This is a genomic window from Oceanobacillus sp. CAU 1775 (assembly GCF_054482815.1).
In genome coordinates this window covers 1-16,842 of the sequence record NZ_JBTLRO010000012.1, presented here as the reverse complement: position 1 = coordinate 16,842, position 16,842 = coordinate 1, and the positions used below count along the sequence as shown (strand labels likewise).

20 protein-coding genes and 1 riboswitch are annotated in these 16,842 nt (G+C 36.0%); of the genes, 9 read left to right on the top strand and 11 right to left on the bottom strand.

Translation table 11 applies throughout. From position 1 onward, the window contains the following. Positions 1-60 precede the first annotated feature (60 nt). Positions 61-672, bottom strand: coding sequence for a spore coat protein (locus ACXYMZ_RS15395; protein WP_458949294.1), 612 nt, complete (start codon positions 670-672; stop codon positions 61-63). Positions 673-793: 121 nt separating this feature from the next. Here ACXYMZ_RS15395 and ACXYMZ_RS15390 point away from each other — a divergent pair, with 121 nt between their 5' ends. Then, positions 794-1,741 (top strand): MBL fold metallo-hydrolase, encoded by a 948-nt coding sequence (locus ACXYMZ_RS15390; protein WP_458949293.1) that lies wholly within the window; start codon positions 794-796, stop codon positions 1,739-1,741. A 233-nt stretch (positions 1,742-1,974) separates the two neighbouring features. After that, the gene (locus ACXYMZ_RS15385; RefSeq protein ID WP_458949292.1) at positions 1,975-4,005 is read left to right on the top strand and encodes a methyl-accepting chemotaxis protein; all 2,031 of its coding nucleotides are present in this window, start codon (positions 1,975-1,977) and stop codon (positions 4,003-4,005) included. Between the two features lie 200 nt (positions 4,006-4,205). On the opposite strand, the gene ACXYMZ_RS15380 is transcribed toward ACXYMZ_RS15385, so the two are convergent. The 7 genes from ACXYMZ_RS15380 to ACXYMZ_RS15350 form a co-directional block, all read right to left on the bottom strand. Next, positions 4,206-4,364 carry a type II toxin-antitoxin system PemK/MazF family toxin gene (locus ACXYMZ_RS15380; protein ID WP_458949375.1) on the bottom strand — a complete coding sequence of 53 codons (159 nt, stop codon included), beginning with the start codon at positions 4,362-4,364 and terminating at the stop codon, positions 4,206-4,208. A 54-nt stretch (positions 4,365-4,418) separates the two neighbouring features. Then, positions 4,419-4,649, bottom strand: a complete 231-nt coding sequence (gene mazE / locus ACXYMZ_RS15375) for a type II toxin-antitoxin system PemI/MazE family antitoxin (protein WP_458949291.1) — start codon at positions 4,647-4,649, stop codon at positions 4,419-4,421. A 183-nt stretch (positions 4,650-4,832) separates the two neighbouring features. Beyond that, positions 4,833-5,597 carry an exodeoxyribonuclease III gene (locus tag ACXYMZ_RS15370; protein ID WP_458949290.1) on the bottom strand — a complete coding sequence of 255 codons (765 nt, stop codon included), beginning with the start codon at positions 5,595-5,597 and terminating at the stop codon, positions 4,833-4,835. Positions 5,598-5,669: 72 nt separating this feature from the next. Further along, complete coding sequence (locus ACXYMZ_RS15365; RefSeq protein ID WP_458949374.1) at positions 5,670-6,341, bottom strand: methionine ABC transporter permease; 672 nt, start codon at positions 6,339-6,341, stop codon at positions 5,670-5,672. Then, a complete protein-coding gene (locus ACXYMZ_RS15360; protein WP_458949289.1) occupies positions 6,334-7,356 on the bottom strand; it encodes a methionine ABC transporter ATP-binding protein in 1,023 nt (340 codons plus the stop codon). Before ACXYMZ_RS15360 ends, ACXYMZ_RS15365 begins: the two co-directional genes overlap by 8 nt. 198 nt (positions 7,357-7,554) lie before the next feature. Continuing rightward, positions 7,555-8,373 carry a MetQ/NlpA family ABC transporter substrate-binding protein gene (locus tag ACXYMZ_RS15355; protein ID WP_458949288.1) on the bottom strand — a complete coding sequence of 273 codons (819 nt, stop codon included), beginning with the start codon at positions 8,371-8,373 and terminating at the stop codon, positions 7,555-7,557. A gap of 89 nt (positions 8,374-8,462) precedes the next feature. Further along, positions 8,463-8,574, bottom strand: a riboswitch (SAM riboswitch). 85 nt (positions 8,575-8,659) lie between these two features. Further along, on the bottom strand, positions 8,660-9,568 hold the full coding sequence (locus ACXYMZ_RS15350; RefSeq protein ID WP_458949287.1) for an acetamidase/formamidase family protein: 909 nt from the start codon (positions 9,566-9,568) through the stop codon (positions 8,660-8,662). Positions 9,569-9,757: 189 nt separating this feature from the next. Here ACXYMZ_RS15350 and ACXYMZ_RS15345 point away from each other — a divergent pair, with 189 nt between their 5' ends. The 5 genes from ACXYMZ_RS15345 to ACXYMZ_RS15325 all read left to right on the top strand — a co-directional run bounded on the left by ACXYMZ_RS15345 (position 9,758) and on the right by ACXYMZ_RS15325 (position 13,193). Then, positions 9,758-10,138 (top strand): GntR family transcriptional regulator, encoded by a 381-nt coding sequence (locus tag ACXYMZ_RS15345; protein ID WP_458949286.1) that lies wholly within the window; start codon positions 9,758-9,760, stop codon positions 10,136-10,138. Then, the gene (locus tag ACXYMZ_RS15340) at positions 10,135-10,824 is read left to right on the top strand and encodes an ABC transporter ATP-binding protein (protein ID WP_458949285.1); all 690 of its coding nucleotides are present in this window, start codon (positions 10,135-10,137) and stop codon (positions 10,822-10,824) included. The genes ACXYMZ_RS15345 and ACXYMZ_RS15340 overlap by 4 nt, the downstream gene beginning before the upstream one ends. Next, the gene (locus ACXYMZ_RS15335) at positions 10,821-11,663 is read left to right on the top strand and encodes a hypothetical protein (RefSeq protein WP_458949284.1); all 843 of its coding nucleotides are present in this window, start codon (positions 10,821-10,823) and stop codon (positions 11,661-11,663) included. The genes ACXYMZ_RS15340 and ACXYMZ_RS15335 overlap by 4 nt, the downstream gene beginning before the upstream one ends. 11 nt (positions 11,664-11,674) lie before the next feature. Continuing rightward, positions 11,675-12,910, top strand: a complete 1,236-nt coding sequence (locus ACXYMZ_RS15330) for a hypothetical protein (protein WP_458949283.1) — start codon at positions 11,675-11,677, stop codon at positions 12,908-12,910. Positions 12,911-12,977: 67 nt separating this feature from the next. Beyond that, on the top strand, positions 12,978-13,193 hold the full coding sequence (locus tag ACXYMZ_RS15325) for a hypothetical protein (protein WP_458949282.1): 216 nt from the start codon (positions 12,978-12,980) through the stop codon (positions 13,191-13,193). A gap of 508 nt (positions 13,194-13,701) precedes the next feature. Here ACXYMZ_RS15325 and ACXYMZ_RS15320 read toward each other — a convergent pair. Beyond that, positions 13,702-14,250: a nitroreductase family protein gene (locus ACXYMZ_RS15320; RefSeq protein WP_458949281.1), complete on the bottom strand. Its 549-nt coding sequence runs from the start codon at positions 14,248-14,250 to the stop codon at positions 13,702-13,704. Positions 14,251-14,464: 214 nt separating this feature from the next. Between ACXYMZ_RS15320 and ACXYMZ_RS15315 the strand changes: the two genes are divergently transcribed. Next, entirely contained in the window at positions 14,465-14,923 is a 459-nt protein-coding gene (locus tag ACXYMZ_RS15315; protein WP_458949280.1) for a DUF2269 domain-containing protein, read from the top strand. Between the two features lie 184 nt (positions 14,924-15,107). On the opposite strand, the gene ACXYMZ_RS15310 is transcribed toward ACXYMZ_RS15315, so the two are convergent. Continuing rightward, positions 15,108-15,248: a hypothetical protein gene (locus tag ACXYMZ_RS15310; protein ID WP_458949279.1), complete on the bottom strand. Its 141-nt coding sequence runs from the start codon at positions 15,246-15,248 to the stop codon at positions 15,108-15,110. A gap of 267 nt (positions 15,249-15,515) precedes the next feature. Between ACXYMZ_RS15310 and ACXYMZ_RS15305 the strand changes: the two genes are divergently transcribed. Next, complete coding sequence (locus tag ACXYMZ_RS15305; RefSeq protein ID WP_458949278.1) at positions 15,516-16,355, top strand: tyrosine-type recombinase/integrase; 840 nt, start codon at positions 15,516-15,518, stop codon at positions 16,353-16,355. A gap of 75 nt (positions 16,356-16,430) precedes the next feature. On the opposite strand, the gene ACXYMZ_RS15300 is transcribed toward ACXYMZ_RS15305, so the two are convergent. Continuing rightward, positions 16,431-16,628, bottom strand: coding sequence for a DUF4083 family protein (locus ACXYMZ_RS15300; RefSeq protein ID WP_458949277.1), 198 nt, complete (start codon positions 16,626-16,628; stop codon positions 16,431-16,433). Positions 16,629-16,842: the final 214 nt, after the last annotated feature.

Genomic DNA, 16,842 nt, shown 5'->3' with positions numbered 1-16,842 from the left:
TAATAAAAAAAGAGCTTCCAATACAGCTGGAAGCTCTTTTTTTGTAATCGATTCAAGTGCTTAATGAGGCATTTGTGGCTGAATTGGTGCAAAGCTATTTTTATAAATTTGCATATCTGCTTCTTTTAACTGTGGTACTTGGTAATAATGATGTTTATTTTGGTAAAGATAAAGTTCGAAAGCAATTTCTATTAAGTTTGGTACACTGTCAGCAAAAACTCTTCGCAACACTGGGTTCGATGTTTCAAGTGCTGTTACAGTAAAGTGTGAAGCACATGCTTTTACATGACCCATAAGAAAATCAGAAATAGAGGCATCATTGATTTCATTAACGGATTGAGCAGGCTTCTTTGGTTGTGTTGGCTGCATCCCGTAAATAGTATTATTGTTAGTAGCCATGTTGTAGTCTTTCGTTTTTACAGCAGGTTCTTGCCCAGTCTTCAGCGTTTCGACGACTGTATTGTATAGTGTTGATAAGTAATTCTTTTGTGTTGTCATAATTTGTTTTAATTCTGGATCTTGAACATATTGCTCATACATCACACTATGTTCTAAGGCACCGACCAATCCCCCAATTGCCTCATGCGCATCAAAAAGCTCATGCCCTCCGTGGCTCATTTGATCGGGCATTTGTGATGATTCCGTATAATTTTGCTGTTGCTGATTTTCCAATGACAAAACCTCCTAATTTTATTCTATATTAGCTTTTGCAAATGCTGATTCTTTATACATTCATTTTAAATCAACCTTGAATTTGGTATGATAAATATATTGGAAGAGGGGAGAAAAGATAATGAATGAAAAACAACCAGTCTCATTTGATGAACGCATTTCTCTAATTGATGGATTTGATATGGAAATTCCAAGTCGGACAGGCATTTATGTAATCAATGAACCTGAATTGACTTTGATTGAAGTAGGTCCAAGTCCATCTGTAAAATATATTAAAAAAGGTTTAGAAACAATAGGCTTCACAATGGAAGAAGTGAAATACATTATTGTAACGCATGTTCATTTAGACCATGCTGGTGGAGCGGGGTTGCTCTTGCAACAATGTCCGAATGCTAAATTAATCGTACACCCGCGTGGTGCTCGTCATTTAATCGACCCAAGTAGGCTTGCAGCTGGAGCACGAGCAATTTATGGAGAAAGTTTTTCGGATATATATGACCCAATTATCCCTGTCCCTGAAGACCGCGTCATTACAAAAGGAGAGGGAGATACATTAGAAATTGGCCCAGACTGTGTGCTTGAATTTTGGGATACACCAGGACATGCCAAGCATCATTTCAGTGTTTACGACTCTAAAAGTAATGGAATTTTCACAGGAGATGCTGTTGGAATCCGTTATGAGCATTTGTTAAGGTCGGGAGTAGAGTTATATTTACCAAGCACGTCCCCAAATCATTTTAATCCAAATGATATGCATGCAACGATTCAACGTGTCTTTGAGAAACGTGTCGATCGTATTTATTTTGGACACTATGGAATGTCAGAGAATCCAGAGGAAGCATTGAAGCAAGCGATGAAATGGTTAGATATTTATATGGATATTGCAGAAGAAGTTGTAGAAGCGGGTGGCGATTATAATGAAATCGCAAGCCGAATTATGAGACGTCTTAAAGGATTCCTAAGAATTGCGGGCATCCCAGAAGACCATGAAATTTATATTATTCTAAACTTAGATATTCAGGTATCTGCACTTGGTATAATGGATTACTTTCAAAAGATAAAACAATAATTTGACGTGCCATTCTGTAAACAACTTTTTCTTGACTAAAAATCAAATAGTTTCCTTTAACAGGAAAAAGCTACATATAATCAAATGTTTGTTTGAATATATGTAGCTTTTTTTGAACACAAATGATTGAAATTGTTAAAATACAGCCGATAAATATGAGAGGCATGTAAATTTTTAATTATCCTAACTTATTATAGATTGGATGAAATATTTGATAGAAGGAGAAGGGGCAATTGCAGAAAGAAAAGAAAACAAAATTAAAAAAACAAGGTAAGAGAACAACCACGAGGAAATCCATTAGAAACGAAATACTAATCCCTTTTTTACTTCTACTTGTTATTTCCATTGGGGCTGTAGCATTTGTAAGTTATCAATCCAGTGTGAATAATACGGTTGATGAACTCTCGTTGAACGTAGAGAGTCAAATGGATGGTATGAATGATACGTTCGATATGTTTTTCGAAAATATTAGCAGCCATTTAGAACGTTTTTTAACAAGTGATATCGTCTTGGATTATGAACCTGAAACAAGAGACGATTTACTGGATTATTATCAGGAAACCCAAGAAACAAATGATATGATAACGAGTATTTATTCGGCAATCGATTCGACGGGTGAGGTAATTATTTATCCAGTCGTTGATTTAAGTCCTGATTTTGAACCGAGAGATAGAGAGTGGTACCAAAACGCAACCGCATCAGATACCATTACTTGGTCAAGGCCATACATAGATGAGAGTACAGGTGAAGTTGTTATCACTGCATCGGTCGCTTATTATAATGGGAGTCGCTTGAGTGGTGTTATTGGAGCTGACATTTTAGTTGGAACATTAATTGATATGATGGAACAGCTAGAAATAGGCGAGACAGGATTTGGAGTTATCATCGATGACACTGGAACTATTATCGCGCATCCCAATGAAGAACTAGTTGGACAGGATGAGTCGGAGAAAGAGTATTATCAGATTTTAACGCAACAAGGAGATCAAGGATTGCTGGAGTATAAACTCAATGGTCAAGACCAAATTATGGCTTTTGCACAGAATGATACGACTGGTTGGTACCTTGGTGGTACTGTTTTAGTTGAGGAATATGAAGAAAAGGCGAGAGCTGTAATGGTCCCAATTATTATTACGTGGGCTATTGCGTTATTCTCAGCCATTGCAATTTCAATTATTGTCACCAATAAACTTACAGGACGAATAAAAACTGTAATGGAAAGAATGCAGGTTATTGCTAGTGGAGATTTGAGTCAAGAACCAATTAAGCCGAAGAAGCAAGATGAAATTGGTGCACTAGCTAATGCTACGAACGACATGAACAAAAACATGCGTGATTTATTGAATCAAATAACTACAGTATCAGGAACTGTTTCAAGTCACAGTGATGCATTAACACATGCAGCGAGTGAAGTGACTATTGGTACAGAGCAAATTGCAACTACAATGGGTGAACTTGCTCATGGTTCTGAAACGCAAGCGAGTAGCGCAAGTGATTTAGCTTCAATCATGGGTACCTTTACAACGAAGGTGAATCATGCGAACGAAAATGGGGAACAAATCCAGTCGAACTCAACGAGAGTTATCGAGATGACGAATGAAGGTAGTCAGCTTATGGAAACCTCTACAAATCAAATGAAGCGAATAAATCAGATTGTGAAAGATGCAGAAACGAAGATGCAAAGTCTTGATCAACAATCACAAGAAATTTCAAAATTAGTATCTGTGATTCGTGATGTTGCTGATCAAACAAACTTACTAGCACTAAATGCATCGATTGAAGCAGCAAGAGCTGGGGAACATGGAAAAGGATTTGCTGTTGTGGCAAATGAAGTAGGTAAACTTGCAGAACAAGTTGGACATTCTGTAAATGATATTACTAACATTGTTACAAACATTCAAAACGAATCCAATCAAGTAGCGCATTCACTTGAAGAAGGTTCCACAGAAGTAGAGCAAGGAACGAAGCAAATAGAAACAACTGGTAAGATGTTTAATGAAATCAGCGAAGCAATCTCGGAAATGGTAAATAATATTACTGTTGTATCCGAAAGCCTTTCTGAAATTGCAGCAGGTAGTCAAGAAATGAATGGTTCTATTGATGAAATTGCTTCCGTTTCAGAAGAAGCAGCAGCAGGAGTAGAAGAAACCGCTGCATCTGCAGAGGAAGTAAGTGGATCAATGGAGGAAGTTAATGCGAGTTCGGAGCATTTGTCAGGGTTAGCAAGCGAATTAAATGAACTCGTTGGACGATTTAAATTATAGGTTAGCAAACATACAAAAACGGTTTTGAGCATGGGGAAATGTACATGTTCAAAACCGTTTTTTTATTTAAAGTCCAAAAGCAAAATTATGCATGAACTTCTGAACAATTCTATAAAACTGTTCTTCTTCTATGCTTTCAACAAATTTAATATTTCTTTTAGCTCTTTCGGTATAATCTAAAGAATATACTTGATTTGTATTTACCTTGCTAGAAAATTCGGAGGGCAAGTTATTTGTAACAATTGGTACCAAGAAAGGACGATTTTATCAGTTTTTGTTATTGGACATAGGATAACTATATTCGTGCTTATATTATATTCATTTCTACTCATAATAAGTGCAGGACGTCTTTTATTTATTTCATATCCTTTAGAAGGGTCAAAGTTGATGAATACAATTTCTCTTTTTTTGATCTATAATCCATCTAATTCTCCTTTACTCGGGGCATAACCAACGTCAAATTCGGGTAAGTAGTACTCACCACTCTTTACATCTGCGAAATGATCTTCTACTTTTGGAATGAGTGTAATTGCGCCATTATCTTTTTTTACGAAATAAAATTCATCGCCTTCCTTAACACCTAAAGCACTAGGAATAGTAATCATGACTGAATTTCCTTGCTTTCTTGCTCTTATTGAAGACATTTTATTCCTCCTTATATTCTTTATTGTAACATGTAATTACTACCGTTTATAATGGGCGGAATTACTAATTTTTCTCCAGTACTGATATTTAATGGACGGTAGATTGACCATAAAAAAGGTCAGTCCCCGAAGTGTTTAAATTTTGGACTGACTCTTTTTTAAAACAGTTTATTTTACATTTTTTTATAATGCAGTCTCATCCATCTCCAACATCACTGGACAATGATCACTACCCATTACATCAGGATGTGCAACGGACTGAAGGAGTGCATCTTTGATTCTCTCCGAAACAATTAAGTAATCAATCCTCCAACCAATATTACGCTCACGAACTTTAGCCATATAAGACCACCACGTATATATTCCCTCTGTTTCTGGGTGGAAGTGGCGTAGTGTATCCACAAATCCATCATCAAGCAGTCGTGTCATCTTACTTCGTTCTTCCACTGTAAACCCAGAGTTTCCGTAATTGGTTTTATAGTTGCGAATATCAATCTCATGGTGAGCAACGTTAAGGTCTCCACAGTAAATCAATGGTTTTTTCTTATCCAGTTCTTTTAGGTAGTTATACATCTTATCTTCCCATTCCAACCGCTCCTCTAATCGAGTTAAATCTCGCTTGGCATTTGGAGTGTATACATTCACAAGATAAAAGTCCTCATACTCGAGTGTGATAATTCTGCCTTCAGCTTCTGTTTCTTCATCGCCAACACCATAGTGTACAGATAATGGTTCTTTTTTTGTGAAAACGGCAGTACCAGAATAACCTTTTCGTTCAGCGTAATTCCAATACTGGTAATAGCCATCAAGCTCTAAATCTATTTGGCCTTCCTGACATTTTGATTCTTGAATACAGAAAATATCTGCATCTACTTCATTAAAATAATCCATAAAACCTTTACGTACACAAGCACGAATTCCATTTACGTTCCAAGAAACTACTTTCATTTTATATAAAACTCCTTTAATTAAAAAATCTACTCTTCTTATAGTACTAAAGAAGAGTAGATATAGTAAGTGTTAATCTCTTTTCAATCTAGCTGATAAATAGTTTCCGAGCATCTGGACAGCTTGGACGATGACAACAAGGATGAAGACAGTTATGTACATGACTTCTACCTCATAAGAAATATGACCATAACGATAGGCAAGGTCACCAAGTCCGCCAGCCCCGACAAGACCTGCCATTGCTGTAGCTCCAATCAAACTCACGGTCGCAATTGTTAATCCAAGAATAATCGAAGGTCTTGCTTCTCGTAATAAGACGTTCCAGATAATCGAACGACGCTTTATTCCCATTGCGGTATAAGCTTCAACAACACCAGGGGAGACCTCAAGCAATGCAGATTCTATTAATCTAGCAATATAAGGCGCTGTATAAATCACGAGTGGAACAATCACACCTTTTACACCGATGACAGTACCTGCGATGAATTTTGTGAACGGCAGGATAAAGAATAAAAGAATAATAAAGGGAATCGAACGAATAATATTTACGAATATATTAAGAATGTTATAGACCCATTTATTTTCAAAAGAATGTCCTGGACGCGTGATAACGAGGACGATTCCAATCGAAACCCCTAAGATGATTGCGAAAAACAGTGAAATAATCGTCATTTGGAAAGTTTCTATGAGTGCTTTATTTATGAGTGGCAGCCACTTACTTGTAAATTCAGAGAGATTATTCATGCTCAATTCCCAACTCCTCTACTCCAACGCCTTTTTCCTTTAGAAACTCTATTGCAGCGAGACTATCTTCCAACTTGCCATCAAAATGAATAACAAGAATACCAACGATACCATTTTTTAATTCGATAATATTCGCTGAAAGTATATTAGGTTTTACATTAAAATGTTCTGTTGCTTCAGCAAGTAATGGTTCTCCAGCAGCTTCGCCAACAAAAGTTAAACGAGCAACTTTACCAGATACATTCAGTTGATCAATTAAGCTTGAAGACAGTTTGCGTTGCGAAATAGTGTTTAAAAATTTATTTGTTGTTTCATGTTGTGGGTTCGTAAACAGATCAATCGTTGAACCATGCTCAATGACATTCCCGTCCTCCATGACATATACATAGTCACAAATCTTTTGGATGACATTCATTTCATGTGTGATTAGTAAAATCGTAATCCCGAATTCTTGATTGATTTTCAAAAGTAAATCTAAAATAGAATCGGTTGTTTCCGGGTCCAATGCGCTAGTTGCTTCATCACTTAAAAGAACAGTCGGCTCTTGTGCTAATGCACGAGCAATCGCAACACGCTGTTTTTGTCCGCCAGATAATTGAGCTGGGTAGGAATGATGACGGTCGGCAAGTCCAACAATATCTAGATACTTAACAACTCGCTCTTTAACTTCACTTTTGCTTAGTCCAAGTAACTTTAAAGGAATCGCAATATTATCGTAAACTGTTGCTGTCTTTAATAGATTAAAACCTTGGAAAATCATCCCGATATTCTGTCTTGCTTCTCGCAGTTTTGGTAAAGGAAAAGATGTCATATCTTCACCGTCTATAAAAACTTTACCTTCAGAAGGGCGCTCCAGAAGGTTAACACAGCGAATCAAAGTACTTTTTCCGGCACCACTATAACCAATGACACCATGAATTTCACCTTGCTTCACTTGTAAATCTACATTCTTTACGGCCTCCACAACGCCATTCTTTGTGTTAAACGATTTCGATATATTTTCTAAAACAATCATTCCATCTCTTCCTTTCAAATCTGCTAACCGGGCGCTTTCACTTTTGTTATCGTCTAGTTCCAGCGCCCAGCGACTATCAAACTTCGCTTTCTTCCAATCAATAAGTCAACATCGGTTCGTCCCTCACCGTGTTTCCTTTATTTCATTACAGAAAGCTCCAGTTTGTACGTCGCTAATCGGGCGCTTTCACTTTTGTTTTTACCAACTAGCCTCATATGTCCCTGGATAAGTCTCGTTAATATAATCTTTCACTTCATCGGAGTAATATGCTTTTTTAAGTTTTTCAATTACTGGATCATTCAAGTTCTCTTCACGGATAACCAATTGGTTAACGTAGGGTGAGTTCGTTGATTCTGTAAAGATAGAATCTTCTGCTGGATTTAATCCATTAGATGTTGCAAAGTTACCGTTGATTACTGCTAAGTCAACTTCATCTAACATTTTTGGAATCTGTGCTGCATCTAATTCAATAAACTCTAAATTCTTCTCGTTTTTCGAAATATCAAGAGGTGTTGCTGTTTCTTTAGAATCAGTGTCTAACTCAATTAGACCAGCTTCTTCAAAGATAATCAGACCTCTTGCTCCGTTTGTCGGGTCATTAGGAATTCCAATTTTCGCCCCGTCAGGTGTATCTTGAATATCTGTGATAGTTTCTGAATAAACACCAATTAAACTCATGATTGTTGGGAATGCCGCTGCTAGGTTTGTGTCGTGGTCTGCGTTAAATTGATCCATAAATGGCTTATGCTGATAGCTGTTTGCATCAAGTTCGCCTTCTGCTAGGGTAGTATTTGGAATAATATAATCTGTAAATACAACAAGTTCAATTTCTAGACCATCTTTTGCTGCATTTTCTTTTACAATATTGAATACTTCTTCATGTGGCCCAGCTGTCACACCAATCTTTAACTTCTCTTCGCTAAGTGCCGAGTTTTCCTCAGCTGCATCTCCACTTCCACATGCTGCTAAAATTAGTACAAATATAATTGATGTTAAAAATAGTAAGCTCTTTCTCATTTTGTATGACTCCCTTTTTGTTTTTTTATATTTTCCATAAAAAAATGCCTTTCAATTCAAATTGAAAGACATCGCGAAATAAAATATTTTGCTTATCTTTCAGAATTAGAATCATTCTGTAGGAATTGGCACCTTCCCAGTATAATACTGGAGGTTGCCGGACGTCATTGGGCCTAATCCCTCGGTCGCTCTTGATAAGTTCCGTTATTATTAAGTTTTATGGAAAATAAATTTAAATATCACTATATCTGCTTATTTGCTAACTGTCAACTAGAAAACTTAAAAACTATTTATTTTCTATTAATTCAACACCCAAGTCACGCAACAACCACTTCGGTACAGAAAGTCTCGCCGTCTTCCAAGGATTCACAACTTGTCCAACTTCTAATTGAGCAAGCATACTCATTAGCATGGTTACCTCGCTTATCGGCTTTCCTGTTTTCTCCACAAGTCTTTCAATCATTAATGTTCCTGCGAGTTTCGCCGCTGTTTCTAAATCCTCAGCAGATGCAATTTGAGTAAAAACTTCATCGTTCTCTAGCATCGGATGCTCAATTTTTTCACCTTTAATAACATCTAAAGTAACAACAACATTTCCCGCAACTTCCACTCCTGAACCACTTACTTCACCGTCACCCATCGCAGCATGTAAATCTCCAAGAGCAAATAGTGCACCATCAACTGCTACGGGGAAGTACAGTGTTGCGCCTTCATCAACTAATTTCGTATCCATATTCCCACCATGTGCACCAGGAGTTCCGCAGTTTACGCCTTCACCTTCTGGAGCGACACCAATGACACCAATCATTTTATTTATCGGAGCTTCAATGCCATTAAAAATTACTTTATCGTCTTTGATTTGCATGATTTTAGCTTCCATCTTATCGATCACATGACCCATAATTCCTAATTCAGGGACGACTGCCATTACACCTTGATTTCTAATATCAATCTTTTCGATTTTGACTTTTAAAATATCACCTGGTTTAGCACCTTCGACGAAAATTGGCCCTGTCGCAGGATTAATTTTATTCCAATCAATTCGATCAATCACTGTATCTTCCGATTGAATTTGGTCTTCAAAACAGTCATACGTTTCGATTTCAAGTGTTGTACCAGCTTCAACAACTTTTGTGTGTGGATTCGTCTTATTGAATTCATAAATAATACCTGATTCGCGATCTACTTTTTCCAATATTCTTCCCTCCAATTATTATAGCTATCTGAATGTATATCTATACTTTATCAAATATTTTGAGAGTTCGCTTAGAAATAGATTAAATACTTATTGACTTCTTTCTTGTATTAAGCATATAATACAAGAAAGTTGATGTATTAAACGCTTAATACAAGAAATGCTATTTTAGAGCGTTAGGAGGACCGTATGAAAATTACTTTTAATAAAAGAGACCCCGTTTATATTCAAGTCGTTCAACACTTTAAAGAGAAGATAATAAGTGGAGAATATGCAGCTGGAGAGGAAATTCCCACGAGAAGAGAACTCGCAAGTCTGTTGAAAATTAATCCAAATACCGCTCAAAGAGCATATAAGGAAATGGAGGAGGCAAATTTGATTATTACTGAGGGCAACAATCCGAGCAGAATCACGAAGGATGAGAAGGTGTTAAATAATCTCCGCACTCAACTAATTGAAGAGGCTGTCCATTCTTTTATAACAGCGGTTAAACCAATTAATATGCCAGTGGACGAAATCATTGAATTAATCAAAGAAAAATACGAAAGCGAGAAAGGAGCACAGAAATGATCGAAGTAAAAAATATCACAAAAAGTTTTGGCAGAAAAAAAGTGCTTCAGGGTGTTTCTTTTACTGCAGAACGTGGGGAAATAACCTGTCTAATCGGTATAAACGGAGTTGGTAAAACAACCATTCTAAATGGAATTATGAACCTGACACCAATGACTAGTGGTGAAATTTTAATAGATGGTAAAAAAATATCAAAGGAATCATATGAAAAAATAACTTTTATTCCTGATGCAATAACGATGTTACCGCAAATGAAAATTAGTGAAGCAATTGATTTTATGAAAGACTATTACACGAGTTGGAATGACAAAAGAGCAGAAGAACTCCTGCATTTTTTTAAGTTGAAAAAGGAAGATAGAATCTCAAGTTTATCTAAAGGAAATGTCGCTAAAGCAAATTTACTATTGGGCTTGGCATTAGATGTAGATTATTTATTAATGGATGAACCATTTTCTGGGATTGATATATTTAGTCGTGAGCAAATAGCAGATGTTTTCACAAGCCATTTAGTTGAAGACCGTGGCGTTATCATTACAACTCATGAAATAAATGATATTGAACATCTCATCGATAAAGTTGTGTTAATTGATGATGGTATTGTCTTTAAAGAATTTAACACAGAAGAAATGCGCGAGGTGGAAGGGAAATCAGTAGTCGATGTGATGAGGGAGGTCTACCGCGGATGAAGAACTATTTTAAGTTAGTGAATTTTGAACTTAGTAGATTTATAAAAATATATATCGTTCTTGTAGGAGTAACAATTATCTCTCAGATCGCCGGTGCGGTTATCCTATCCAATAATTATATGAATGAGTATAATAACGCGGTGTATTTGCGAGGAGAGAGTGTTTCACAGTTTATGGAGTATAGTGGCATGATGGGCTTGTCGAGGCTATTGGGCTCGGAATGGTATGTCTTGCCAGTCATGTTTTCAGCCGCTACTTTACTTATCTATTGTCTCTTTATTTGGTATAGAGATTGGTTTGGCAAAAATACTTTTATTTATCGTTTACTAATGCTACCGACAGCAAGAATGAATATATTCTTCTCTAAAGCTACAGCCATTTTTCTAATGGTACTAGGATTAGTAGCCTTACAAATTATTTTATTTTTAGCAGCAATCAACATTATTAAATGGATCGTTCCTGCCAATCTAAGAATGGATCAATCAATAATGGAAGCCATGTATGGCACGTACAGTAACATGTATCTAGGATTAATTATACCTCCGACATTCATAGAGTTTTTAATTAATTATGCGGTTGGTTTTACGGCTGTATTTGTTTTATTTACTGCAATCCTTTTTGAAAGAAGTTACCGATTAAAAGGACTAGGGATTGGAATTATTTATTCAATACTAGTAGTTCTTCTATTATTTTTACCTGAATTTATTATCATCTGGACACAGAAAAACTATTTGTACCCAATTGAATTTTTTATAGTTAAGGTGGTTTTATGGGCCATCATTACAGCATCTGCGATTATGATTAGTAAACATTTAATAAATAAGAAAGTAACCGTATAGGAGGGATGAACGTGAGACACTATTGGAAATTACTCGTCTTAGCTATTGTAATTCTCTTAACCTTTGGAGCTTATTATATCCAAACCGCCATAGCAAAAGGAGTACAAGTAGAACTAGACCTTAAAGCTAATGTAGATACTGAAGGAATTCACGATGATATTGAAATCTACGGAAATTTTTATGAATCTAGTGGTCAAAATGAAATTTATTATGGGACTGGCTATGATAGCTTTAAATTAAGTAGTGAAGGAACACACTATCAAAGTGAAAGTGGTTATTTCGAGCGAATGACAGGAGCATATTATTCACCTTCTAAAATGGAACAACTGAGAAAAGATTACAAAGGGTTCATGAGAGGAAAAGATAATCTCGAACTATTTCATGAAAATGATACCGAAGTCGCATATGTCGGACCATTTTCGCAAAGTCGAACGAATAGAGGCTTTTACTTCGATATTTCAATTTTAGATAAATCAACGAAGGATGTACAATCATTTAAAATCGATTTGGCTGACGAAACAGCCTATGATTTTCTCTCGATAGAAACTGTGGAATTAGTTGATGACGAAATTCACATCTTTTCGAATATACAATATCAAGGTCAAGAATCACTAAGTATTTTTAAAGTCGATCGAAATAACAAAGTAGTAGCCAGTCAAGAAGCTTTATTTGAAAGCGATGATCTAGTGGATTTTAGAATAATTAATGACGCGTATGATTTTATGAAAAAACCTTATCTAGTGATTGAAAAAACAATATCTGAGTGGGATGAAGAAGGATATTATGCTCAGACGGCAGGTATAGAATTATTTTCTTATCAAGTTGAAACGGGTGAGATAGAAAAAATAAATGTACCTGAAGAGTGGTTCACAGATTCAAATCATGCTTTAGAGGAATGGCATGCAACTGCTACTACAATGATTCATGATGAAATGATTTATCGAACTCACTTTGCAGAAGGGGAAATGATGATTAGAAAATACAATATGGCAAGTGGAGAATCATCATCAGATACTATTTCATATAATGAAGACTTGAATCAAGAACTTAGTAGTATTCATCCGATAGACAATCAAAAGGTGGCAGTTATCAGCACTTCAAAAGGGAATGGAATACGTTCACGATATTTAACGATATTAGATATTGTTACACATGAGGTTATCTACGAAGGTGAGATAAAGATAAAAAATGCTGCGAAAGAAATATATGTGTATGACATTGAATTTTATCGTGTAGCTATAAAATAAATTCAGAAAACGTTTATTACGCTTGATAAAAGGAAACAGTAAATAAAAAGCCAAGAGGTGATAGACGATGAATGAGAAGGATAAAAACAAAAGCAAAGAACGCACAAAGTGGAATGAAGAAGACCGCACAAAGCTTGATGACTTTCGTGAACAGCAATTTGTCGATGATATCCCTATAGAAGATCTAAAAATAGAACAAGAAGGCGAAAAGAATAAGCATCATACACAAGATGACTCACAGAGTGAGAAGAAATATAGAGGGAATTCTTCTGACGATGATTAAGTTAGGAAGCCCAATATAAGGTTATTCTTCCAACGAACGACTATATTAATGGAGGGATTTTCTTGCCAGTAGAGTTAATTATACGTGTCATTTTGACTGTTGCTGTTCTTACAGTACTTCTAATTATTTTTCTCAGATTTCGAGAGGGAAAGTCGAATACTAGTGCCTGTGACTCTCTTGAAATTATGAAGGAACGGTAGGAGAAGGGCGAGTTTTCTAAAGAAGATTATGAAGAAGCGAAGAAAAGAAGAGGCATAAAATAAGTGATACCTCCCGTATTGGCTGGGAGGTATCATTTATTAACTATAAAATTATAGATTTAGTATCTTATGGATAATTTTTATAAGAGGTTATCCACGTCCAGTTCCAGCGCCCAGCAACTATCAAACTTCACGCTTCTCCATTACGATAAGTCAACATCGACTCTCTTCGTTCGTCGTGTTTCCTTTATCTTATTACGAAGCGCTCCAGTTTGTACGTTGCTGAACGGGCGCTTCCACTTTTGCTTTTATCCTTCAAAACGAGTAAATTTATTTTCTAATGGGATTCTTTCTTTCGGTTCTGGTGCTTCGTCAAAGTAGCCCATATGGATGAAGCCAACGATTTTTTCATTTTCTTTTACATCTAAAATTTCTTTTACTTTTTCGTCATAGATATGAGGATTTGTTTTCCAGACAACTCCAAGCTGTTTCTCCCAAGATAGCAACCAAAAATTCTGTAGCATCGCAGAGATTGCCCCGAAGTTTTCATCGTATTGTTTTGGTAGGTCTGGTACTTCCATGACAGCAACCAGAATTGCATTTGGTTCGTTTAAATAATTTTCCCGGTTTTCTTGTCTTTCTTCAGGATATGTTGCAGCTATTTTCTTAGCAAAGCTAGGTAGATTCTGTTTATCAACAAAAATGAACCTCCAAGGCTGACGCATGGCGTGCGTAGGTGCCCATAATGCATCTTGTAGAAGTTCACGAACAGTTTCCTCGCTGACTGATTTATTATTATAGCCCTTTTTTATTGCTCTCCGCTCGCGAATAATTGAAGCCAAATAAGATTTCTCCATCATCATTCTCCCCTGTTTCTCTTTATATAATAGTTGTTCTTAAAGCAACGATAGCAAACGTTAGACTGCATTAAATTCTAGTAGAAGAGTTGGGTAAAAGCAAGTATACGGTTTCATCATAAAATTTTTAAAGATTGTGAGTTATATCACTGAACTTTTCATAGAATGTATTAGAATGATTATATGGTAAACTGTAAATGAGGAGGGAAGCGATTTGTCTTTCTATGAACTACTCGTATTTATTCATATATTTTCAGCTATACTTGGTATGGGGCCTGGTCTAGTGATGACTATAGTTGTTACAGGATCAAATCCTCAAAACATGACCGAAGTAAAACATTCTTTTAAAGTGCGAAATTCTTTACATATATTTACGATGGTTGGCGGGATATTATTATTAGTAACAGGTCTCTTGATGGGATTTTTGAACACCTATCTATTCACACAGGTTTGGTATATCGCAAGCTTAATTCTTTACTTGATCGCCTTAGCAATGGGGCCGCTTATATTAAGCCCGATTTCAAAACCGCTGAAGCAATCTTTTGCTGAGATAGAGGGAGAAGAAATTCCAGAGCATTATCATATTGAATCAAAGAAATTATTTCGATACGAGCATTTAATCAATATCATCTTTTTGACGATCATCACATTAATGATACTTAAACCGTTTTAAAATAATTAAGATTTGGTCAGTTCCTCATCAAGTTAAAGCATTATTTCACTGGGGGAGTGATCCTATTTTAAAATATTGATATTTGCATATTTTTCATGTAAAATGTATATAGATACTAACAGAGAGAAGCGCTAACTTCTCTCTTTACAGCCTTAGCCGAACAGGTGATGGTTGTCAAAGGTTATTAGTTTCGAGAACCACCCTGCTTTCTACGGCGACGGGTGGTTTTCTCTTTGTCTAAAAAGGTTTTTTGGAATAGATACGCACTAATTGCACGTACAATCCCTTTAAAAACTTCTTTTACAAACTCCAAGAAAATATCCATGGTTTTCACCTCCCTTCTTTACGAAAAAGAAAGGGTTTAGTGACAACCACCCACCCATAAAACTTCAGCTGTAAATAAACTTTACCATGATTTAAACACAAATACAAGAACTAGCGTTCGCCACTTAATTTGAGAAAACTTGAATAATAGGGCCAGGATTTTTCGATGATAAAGCATCAACTAAACAGGAATTGGCCTTTTGTATTTTATTTAATATCCTCCGAAATGGGAATGAAGTAGTTAAACACTAATTTGGGAGGGGATGTTATGTTACTATCTCATGCTTTCAATGCTTATGTCGCGGATAAGAAAATTGAAGGTTATTCAGAACACACATTGACGGCTTATCAAACTCAAGTTCAATTATTGATTGATTCGATTGGAAATATCGAAATCCAAAATGTTACAACAAAGTGTTTGAAAAGTTATTTAGCTGCATCAAGCGATAATCTGAAGCCATCGAGTCTATCACACCGCATTCGATTTTTAAAGTCGCTATATCGCTGGGCGCATGAAGAAGGGATAATAGATATAAATCCTGCTAGGAAAATAAAGGAACCAAAGCTAGGGAAGCGTATTCCGAAATTCTTAACTGAAAGAGAAATAGAATATCTTAGGGATGCTTGCATATCACCGATGGAAAAGGCTTTATTTGAATTTATGTTTTCAACGGGGTGTCGGATCGGAGAAATTGTTTTATTGGATAGAGATGATATCAAATGGGGAGGCCAGTCAATAATCATCCGTGGAAAAGGAGATAAAGAAAGGGAAGTTTACTTTAATATCCGCTGTGATATTTGGCTAAAGAAATACTTGGATACTAGAAGAGATAGAGATCCTGCTATCTTTGTAACTGAAAGAGCACCACACCGAATGAGCATTGCCCAAATGAGGTATGTCATCAAACGTATATCGAAACGCGCGGGCATTAATAAGACAATCCATCCGCATCAGCTAAGGCACAGTTATGCAACACAACTTTTAAATAATGGTGCTCCAATCGAAGTGATCCAAAGCCTCTTAGGACATGAGAAAAGTGAAACAACAAAAATCTATGCCCAACTTAGTGGGAAGTTGAGACAAGAGTTCTATAGGAAATATTTTTAAAAAAGGAAGAGCAGCACCAGTTTTTGGTACTGCTCTTGTTTAATAATTACACCCGATAGTTGAAAAGTTCAATGCTTAACCTTTCTTTTCCAACAGGGATATAATTTTATTGTTTTGTTCAATTATCGTATCGAACTTTTTTTCAATTTCATTAGACCCTGTGTTTTTAATTGAAGAATTTATAAGCATTCTTCTAATAAAAAGTGTAAAAGATAATACAAATAATATAATGAGTCCAGAAATAATAATTAGGTAAACAGCGTCAAATCCCATCTTTAAAACCACCTTTCAATAGAATTACTTTATTTAACAAATATGCCTCTATAACACAATAGGACTTGCCGTACCGACAACTCCTTGTTCTACTATTGCACCCGTTTGTTGAAGAATACTTACTGTTTTTTTCGATAAACATTCGTCTTGTATTGGTTCCATTCCGTATTCAATTGATTCCAGTGTGTTATCTTCCAGGGATTGAAAAAAGTTT

Coding starts and splice junctions, on each gene's coding strand:
- ACXYMZ_RS15390 (WP_458949293.1), top strand. CDS start 794: ATGAATGAAAAACAACCAGTCTCATTTGATGAACGCATTTCTCTAATT.
- mazE (WP_458949291.1), bottom strand. CDS start 4,649: ATGTCTTCAATAAGAGCAAGAAAGCAAGGAAATTCAGTCATGATTACT.
- ACXYMZ_RS15370 (WP_458949290.1), bottom strand. CDS start 5,597: ATGAAAGTAGTTTCTTGGAACGTAAATGGAATTCGTGCTTGTGTACGT.
- ACXYMZ_RS15365 (WP_458949374.1), bottom strand. CDS start 6,341: ATGAATAATCTCTCTGAATTTACAAGTAAGTGGCTGCCACTCATAAAT.
- ACXYMZ_RS15360 (WP_458949289.1), bottom strand. CDS start 7,356: ATGATTGTTTTAGAAAATATATCGAAATCGTTTAACACAAAGAATGGC.
- ACXYMZ_RS15355 (WP_458949288.1), bottom strand. CDS start 8,373: ATGAGAAAGAGCTTACTATTTTTAACATCAATTATATTTGTACTAATT.
- ACXYMZ_RS15345 (WP_458949286.1), top strand. CDS start 9,758: ATGAAAATTACTTTTAATAAAAGAGACCCCGTTTATATTCAAGTCGTT.
- ACXYMZ_RS15340 (WP_458949285.1), top strand. CDS start 10,135: ATGATCGAAGTAAAAAATATCACAAAAAGTTTTGGCAGAAAAAAAGTG.
- ACXYMZ_RS15335 (WP_458949284.1), top strand. CDS start 10,821: ATGAAGAACTATTTTAAGTTAGTGAATTTTGAACTTAGTAGATTTATA.
- ACXYMZ_RS15325 (WP_458949282.1), top strand. CDS start 12,978: ATGAATGAGAAGGATAAAAACAAAAGCAAAGAACGCACAAAGTGGAAT.
- ACXYMZ_RS15320 (WP_458949281.1), bottom strand. CDS start 14,250: ATGGAGAAATCTTATTTGGCTTCAATTATTCGCGAGCGGAGAGCAATA.
- ACXYMZ_RS15310 (WP_458949279.1), bottom strand. CDS start 15,248: ATGGATATTTTCTTGGAGTTTGTAAAAGAAGTTTTTAAAGGGATTGTA.
- ACXYMZ_RS15305 (WP_458949278.1), top strand. CDS start 15,516: ATGTTACTATCTCATGCTTTCAATGCTTATGTCGCGGATAAGAAAATT.
- ACXYMZ_RS15300 (WP_458949277.1), bottom strand. CDS start 16,628: ATGGGATTTGACGCTGTTTACCTAATTATTATTTCTGGACTCATTATA.